This is a genomic window from Actinomycetota bacterium, from assembly GCA_018333515.1.
Classification (GTDB): domain Bacteria; phylum Actinomycetota; class Aquicultoria; order Aquicultorales; family Aquicultoraceae; genus Aquicultor.
In genome coordinates this window covers 39,401-46,260 of record JAGXSZ010000019.1, presented here as the reverse complement: position 1 = coordinate 46,260, position 6,860 = coordinate 39,401, and the positions used below count along the sequence as shown (strand labels likewise).

Below are 6,860 nucleotides of genomic sequence, written 5' to 3'. Positions count from 1 at the left end.
CCTCCTGACGTTCGGCCCTTCGGTTGGTGTTCATGACCGCCAACCTAATATGGCCTCTGCTGACTTCTGGCACTTCAATCGTACATTACTGTACGGGTTGCCATCTCGAAGTTCATCTCCATAGCATATCTGCCAGACCTCCCCGGGTAAGAACGATAGCCTTCCTCCCATGTACCCGCCGCATCTACTGTATGGGGTTCGTGCAGTGTTGGACTTCGTTTTGTCACGCAAACTCGTCCGCCCCAATTCAGCCTCATATGCGGTTCTTGTTCATCGGGTCGGGACTTTGCCTCCGGCTTGCCTGTTGATTCCACCTCGCGATGGACACCCTTGCCCTTGGCTAATGGTTCCCACTGCCAAGCCCATAGCGGACTTTCACCGCTAAGCTATCGCCCATGCCGGGCGCACATGAAAAAGGGCTTGCGAAAAGCATTTTCACAAGCCCTTAATGCTGTCGGGATGAGAGGATTTGAACCTCCGGCCTCCACGTCCCGAACGTGGCGCGCTGCCAAACTGCGCTACATCCCGATTGCGGATATTATTATAACATCTTTTAGCAAAAACACCAGTTTCGCGCCGATTTTGTGATTGAAATCGGCTGCTACGCAAGGTGCGGAATAATCCTAGTCGATTTTTCGCGCCGAACCGGTTAACGCCGTCGTGATATAGGGTATCCTATCAATCATGAATGATTTTAGGACAAATAAGCTAAAAATCGCAATCGTAGCACCCCCTTGGTTCCCGGTCCCACCACCCGGATATGGCGGTATAGAGCTGGTGGTCTCAATTCTCGCCGAGGGATTGCACCACCGGGGCCATGACATCACACTCTTTGCGTCGGGTGACTCCGTTACCGAGGCCCGGTTGATCTCCGTCTTCGACGAAGCTCCGTACCGGCTCATCAAAGAAAACGTCTATCTTGAAAATATACACAGCCTGGCGGCGTACGAGATGGCGCGCGAGTTCGACATAATCCACGACCACGACGGCTCTGGAAGCCGTCTCTTGGGCGCACTGGTTAGCCGGCTCTTCTCGATACCGGTGCTCGCGACGATGCATGGTCCGGCCTACAAGCCGAGCCTCGATTATTACACCTCGGTCAGCGATGATTTGCGGTTTGTCGCCATCAGCGATGCTCAGCGGTCGAGCTATACCGGGCTCGACTTTCTGGCGACCATACCCAACGCCATCAAGCTAGACGATTATGGTTTCTCGCCGACAAGCGGCGACTACCTCCTCTTTGTCGGGCGGATGAACGACGAGAAAGGGGCGCACATCGCGGCTTCGGTCGCGAAAAAGCTCGGGCGAAAGCTGATTATGATAGGCAAGTCGAGTGAGCCGCACGAGAAGATTTACTTCGAAGAGAAGGTCCGCCCGTTCCTCGGCGGCGACATCGAGTACCTCGGCGAGGTCGAGCACGCCGCCAAAGTAGAACTCTACCGCGGGGCCGAATGCGTGCTCTTCCCCATCCAGTGGCCGGAACCGTTCGGGCTGGTCATGATAGAATCGATGGCTTGCGGAACGCCGGTTATCGCGATTCGCAACGGCTCGGTTCCCGAGGTGATTCAGGACGGCGAGACCGGCTTTATAGTCGAAGACGAAGACGGCATGATAGAAGCGGTTGCGCGCATCGGGGAGATAGACCGCTTGGCCTGCCGCCGCCTCGTCGAGCGCGAATATACCGAGCGAAGCTTTGTCGAGCGCCACGAGGTCGCATACGAAAAAGCGCTGGCGCAATCGCGCAACGTAACGTCGTCGCGGACCAGCGCCTCCCAAAAACAGCTGGAAGTCTGAGAATGAATAGGGCGGATTTACTCTAGCCGGCTCGCCGCTCCGCTTCTTCGTAGCGCATCTGGCGCATGAGCACGCGTGTTACGTCGGCCGCGGTAAGAATACCCATCAGACTGGCGCCTTTCATCACCAACATCCGTCCCTCCGCCTTGAGGTTGAGTTTCGGCAGAACCTCCGTTAGCAGGGCTTCCGGTTGTGTGACGATATCGAGCGAGAGCGGGCGCATGACGTCGCGCACGCGCTTCTCGTCCCAGGCTAGCTTAGAGACTCCTTTGACGCTGTTGAACGTTACGATGCCTAGAACCTCTCTATCATCGACTACCGGATAAGCGACCCACAAATGCTGGGTAAAGTAGTCAGTGACCGCATCGGCGAGCGTCAGCTCGGGGCTTATGGTCCGCGGGTTGGGGGTCATAGCTTGGCCGACCGTGACTCCTTCGAGTGCCAAGCGATAGACGACCTGCTGATAGCCGGCTTCGGCGGACTGCAGCAATATCCAGCCCAGGAGAAGAAACCACAAGAGGCCGATATTGCCGGAGACGACCCCGAAGACGCCGAGCGATATCAGCCCGTAGGACAGGGCTTTGCCGAAACCGGAGGCGATGGCCGTCGCGCGCCGCAGGTTGCCGGTAAAATGCCAAATCGCCGAGCGAAGTACCCTCCCCCCATCGAGCGGAAACCCTGGGAGCATGTTGAATATGGCGAGCACTATATTGATATAGCCCAACCATAATACCGGCGACAAAAAGACGGGGCTCAGATTAGCTCCTTGGCCGACAAGGAAGACTACGACAAAAAAAGCGCCGATTACCAGGCTGCTTAGCGGACCGGCGATTGCCATCTTAAACTCCACCGCCGGGCTTTGCGGTTCGTCGGCGAGTTGCGACACGCCGCCGAAGATCATCAGCGTTATCCCTTCTATCGGCAAACCGTAGCTTCTAGCGACAACGGAGTGCATCAGCTCGTGGAAGAGGACCGAGCCAAAGAAGAGGAGCGAAGTAACAACGCCCATCGCCAAATAGGTGGTCGCGCTAAAGCCCGGCGCGGCCTGCGGGAACAATACCGCCGACAAGCCCCATGTGATCAGGGTGAAGATGATGAACCAGCTGTAGTTTAGCGAAATCTCTATGCCTAAAATCCGGCCGATTTTAAGGCCGTTTCGCGTCTCTCGCATGATAGTATCTCCAATCGAGTCGATTTTATTCATTTTTACCCAGTTATTTGAATGCAAAACGCACAGCTCCCGTTTAGACGATTGCTTTGCCGGCGAGAGACCGTCAGCTTCTCCATGATGGCGGCGGCAATTCGTTGACATGGGCGTTTCAGGGCGATAGACTTTCTGTTGCGCCGACTAAGGAGATATCATGCGAATAGTAATCGACATCGATGAATGCATCGGCTGCGGGCAATGCGAGCAAATCGCGCCCGAAGTCTTTGAGCTGCGCGAGGACGGCATGGCTTACGTCTTAAACGAAACGCCCGCCGAGAGCCTGGCCGGAAGAGTCGACGAGGCGATTGAGGAATGCCCGACAGCCGCCATCCGCCGGGAACCTTAAGCGACAAAAAAACCGGCCTGCTTGGCTTTGAGTTTGAAGTCATGGGCGTGTGAAGACATCGCTAGGGCGTCTTCGCTCCGGATTTTGTCGGCTTCGATGAGCGACAAGAGCGCCCGGTCAAAGCTTTGCATCCCGTAATAGCCGCCCTGCTCGATGGCCTCGTTTATCTTCGAGGTCTCGTCTTCGTTTATGATGTACTCCTTGATGGTCGCCGTCGACACCATCACTTCTACCGCCGGTATCCTGCCGCCGCCGACACGCGGGAGCAGACGCAGCGAGATAATTCCCTTCAAGGTGGCCGCAAGCATAATGCGCACCTGTTTCTGTTGATACGGCGGGAATAGGTCGATAATTCGGTTGATGGTCTCGGCCGCGTCGATGGTGTGGAGCGAACTCAAGACCAGGTTTCCTATCTCGGCGGCCGTAAGGCTCGCCTGAGCCGTCTCCATATCCCTCATCTCCCCTATCATTATGACATCGGGGTCTTGGCGCACAACGTGCTTGAGAGCGTCCGCATAGCTATCGGTATCGACGCCTATCTCGCGCTGGTTGACGAAACTGTTTATATCCTTGTGAAGAACTTCTATCGGGTCTTCGATGGTGATGATATGCCGCTGTTGCGTCTTGTTGATATGGTCTATCATCGTGTTCAAAGTCGTCGTTTTGCCGCTGCCGGCAACACCAGTGACGAGAATCAGCCCTCTCGGTTCTTGAACCAGCTCTTCGACGACGGGCGGCAGGTCTAATTCGGCTATACTGAGCTGCTCGCTCATTACTCGCCTTATCGCTAAGCCGACGCTGCCCCGCTGTTTGAAAATGTTTGTCCTAAACCGTCCGATCCCCGGCAGGGTAAGCGCAAAATCAATCTCGTTTTTCTCGGCGAAGAGATTTTTCTGTCGGTCATTCATCATCGCGAACGCGAATCTCTCGACTTCGTCCATGTCGTAGACGGGAAGGTCGGCGGTACGAAGTACACCGTCCACACGTAGACACGGCTTGCTACCCGCCTTGATATGCAAATCGGAGCCCCTCGCATCGACGAGGAAGCGCAAGAGAGAAAAGTCTTCCATATACGATATTTCGGATTGGGCGGACAAAACTTTACCGGCGGCCGCATGATGGTGCAAAAAAGGGTGGAGATATCTCCACCCTTCAGTATCAATTTGCGAGTCCCCGAAGAACCCGATTTCCTTAGACTTACGGCCTCACGGCGCCGACGTACCCGCCGTGCCTACCGAGACTGCTGATCTTTACGACGTCACCGGTTTGCGGGGCGTGGATGAAACTGCCGCCGCCGACATAGATGCCGACGTGCGATATCGTACCGCCGCGCGCAAAGAAGACGAGGTCTCCGGATTGAAGGTCGTCGCGGCTGACTCGACGGCCGCTGTTATACTGCGCCCTGCTCGAATGCGGCAGGCTGACACCCAATTGGCCATAGACGTACCGGGTCAAACCCGAGCAGTCGAACGAATTGGGTCCGCCGGCGCCCCAGCTATAAGGCTTGCCAAGCTCTCCCATCGCGATACCTACGGCACCCGAGCGTCCCTCGCCTCGCGATACGGAAACGCCGCCGCCCCTGTTGTAGCTAACCTTTATCTTGTCGCGCATTTGGGCTTGCTTTCTTGCCTCGACACGGCGCTCGTTCGCGATCTCCTTGCCGATACGGGCCAAAAGCTTGTTCCGGTCATTGAGCTGGGCCTGGATATTGCTCTTCTTGACCTGCAATTCGGTGAGGAACGCTTTTTGCGCGCTCTCTTTTTCGACTAGCGCCGCTTTATGCGTTGCCGCCTCTTTCTTGCTCTCCTTTAAATCCGCAATAATACGAGCATCGCGGTCGGCCAACCTCTCGACTAGTTCGAGACAGTATAGAAATTGGTCGAGGTCGGTCGTGTTCAAGAGCACCTCTAGATACGAGAGTCCGCCCTCGCGGTACAAGGATGCGACCCGCTTATTGATCGCCGCTTGCCGTTGGGATGATTCCCGCTCGGCTTCGACTAGCTTAGCGCTGACTATTTTGAGTTCGCTCTTAGTATTATTGAGAGAATGGGTCGCTGAGTTGTACTCTTCGACAACCACATCGAGCCGTTGATCGATTTGGCTTATCTGAGACTTGATTTTGCGGACTTCCGCTTGTCTGCCGGTGTTTTGCGGATTCGCGGTTGCCGGTGAGGTCACGGCTGTAAAAACTATGGTGACTAAGGATATGACTGAGATTAAACTGCGTCTGCTACGATAAATGCTACATCTCCTCCTATATTTCAGCGCTATCCTATGCTTCGTCAAAAAGTATTCTATGCTTTAATCTTCAAATCCTTTTCAAAAGTGGAACCGACTAAGTTTATCACAAAATATTTTTTGAGGGCAAACCGGCTCCACCAGCGGTTATCAGTAAAGCTGCAGGTAGCTGGATATGCCGTCAAATACCGCCACAGCGATTTTTTGCCTAAGAATCTCTTCTTCGAGAAACGCCGTCTCATCCGATTTCAAGCTGAAAAACGGCTTTATGCGAACCGCCGCGACCGCCTGACCCGGCTTAACGTCAAGCATTGCCCTCTCGACTCCGAGGTCTTGTAGCTCCAGGGCGCAGACCAGCTCGTCCTGTAATATCTTTGCCAACACCTGACTGCGCGCGGCGCCCTCATCGAATGTGTCGTCATAGTGGACGACACTGCCGGAGTGCTCCTCATCTTCGGCGATGTTGAGGCTGAACTCGATGTAGATATCGGCCGCCCCGTCGAAGCCGCCGATAGCGTCTCCATCGAGATACACCACCCGCGCTCCCAGGAGTTCCAGAAGATTGCCGAGGCGTATCCCGAGGTCGCGATTGGTCTCCACCGCTGAATCCCGCGCGGGTCCCTCGAGTTCGTATTGTATGAATATGGGATTGACAACGATAAGCCTGTTTTCGAAGATGGATAGCGCGGAGTCTTGATTCCGGTGCGGGTCGGGATAGACGGCGCTCGCCTCGCTCTTTAAAAGATGCCGGAAGTTCTCTATGGCGGCATGCGTCGAGGGACCGAAGATACCGTCGCTCTGCAACCCGAGGTTTCGCTGGTATTCGCGGACCGCGCGCTCGGTAGTCTCGCCGTAGACGCCGTCGACCTGCCCGGTGTTGAAACCGAGTGTGTTCAAGTTGCGCTGCAGCTCTTTTACGTCATCGCCGCGGAAAAAGGGGCTTCTTAAATAGATAAGACGGTCGCCGAGCTTGTAAGTCGCCTCGACCAACGCTCTCCAGGTCTCATCGGAGACGACCCCGTCGACAAAGAGGTCGCGGTCGCGCTGGAACATGACAACGGCGGCCTCGGTCGCGTCGCCGAAGCTCCCATCGACACCGCTCGGACCGAGATTATAGCCGAGCTTGGAGAGCCTTATTTGTATATCGACGACCTCGTCGCCCCGGTCGCTTTTGGAAAAAGATCGCATCATGCTAGATATAATACAAGCTTCGGGGTCGGTTTTTCAAATAAGTTACTTTGTGTTCGCCAAAAAGTTACGTTGTGTCCGCACCAC

Annotated in this window: 6 protein-coding genes and 1 tRNA gene; 2 read left to right on the top strand and 5 right to left on the bottom strand. The window is 55.3% G+C overall.

Annotated elements, in window-relative coordinates:
* Positions 1 to 454: 454 nt before the first annotated feature.
* Positions 455 to 528, bottom strand: a tRNA-Pro gene (locus KGZ93_04540).
* Between the two features lie 156 nt (positions 529 to 684).
* Here KGZ93_04540 and KGZ93_04535 point away from each other — a divergent pair.
* Entirely contained in the window at positions 685 to 1,794 is a 1,110-nt protein-coding gene (locus KGZ93_04535) for a glycosyltransferase family 4 protein (GenBank protein MBS3908876.1), read from the top strand.
* Positions 1,795 to 1,816: 22 nt separating this feature from the next.
* On the opposite strand, the gene KGZ93_04530 is transcribed toward KGZ93_04535, so the two are convergent.
* Positions 1,817 to 2,965: a site-2 protease family protein gene (locus KGZ93_04530; GenBank protein MBS3908875.1), complete on the bottom strand. Its 1,149-nt coding sequence runs from the start codon at positions 2,963 to 2,965 to the stop codon at positions 1,817 to 1,819.
* 190 nt (positions 2,966 to 3,155) lie between these two features.
* Here KGZ93_04530 and KGZ93_04525 point away from each other — a divergent pair, with 190 nt between their 5' ends.
* Positions 3,156 to 3,347, top strand: coding sequence for a ferredoxin (locus tag KGZ93_04525; protein ID MBS3908874.1), 192 nt, complete (start codon positions 3,156 to 3,158; stop codon positions 3,345 to 3,347).
* On the opposite strand, the gene KGZ93_04520 is transcribed toward KGZ93_04525, so the two are convergent.
* The 3 genes from KGZ93_04520 to KGZ93_04510 all read right to left on the bottom strand — a co-directional run bounded on the left by KGZ93_04520 (position 3,344) and on the right by KGZ93_04510 (position 6,776).
* Positions 3,344 to 4,417, bottom strand: a complete 1,074-nt coding sequence (locus KGZ93_04520; GenBank protein MBS3908873.1) for a PilT/PilU family type 4a pilus ATPase — start codon at positions 4,415 to 4,417, stop codon at positions 3,344 to 3,346. The genes KGZ93_04525 and KGZ93_04520 overlap by 4 nt on opposite strands.
* A gap of 127 nt (positions 4,418 to 4,544) precedes the next feature.
* Positions 4,545 to 5,525 (bottom strand): C40 family peptidase, encoded by a 981-nt coding sequence (locus KGZ93_04515; protein MBS3908872.1) that lies wholly within the window; start codon positions 5,523 to 5,525, stop codon positions 4,545 to 4,547.
* A gap of 210 nt (positions 5,526 to 5,735) precedes the next feature.
* A complete protein-coding gene (locus KGZ93_04510; GenBank protein ID MBS3908871.1) occupies positions 5,736 to 6,776 on the bottom strand; it encodes a peptidoglycan-binding protein in 1,041 nt (346 codons plus the stop codon).
* Between the last annotated feature and the right edge of the window lie 84 nt (positions 6,777 to 6,860).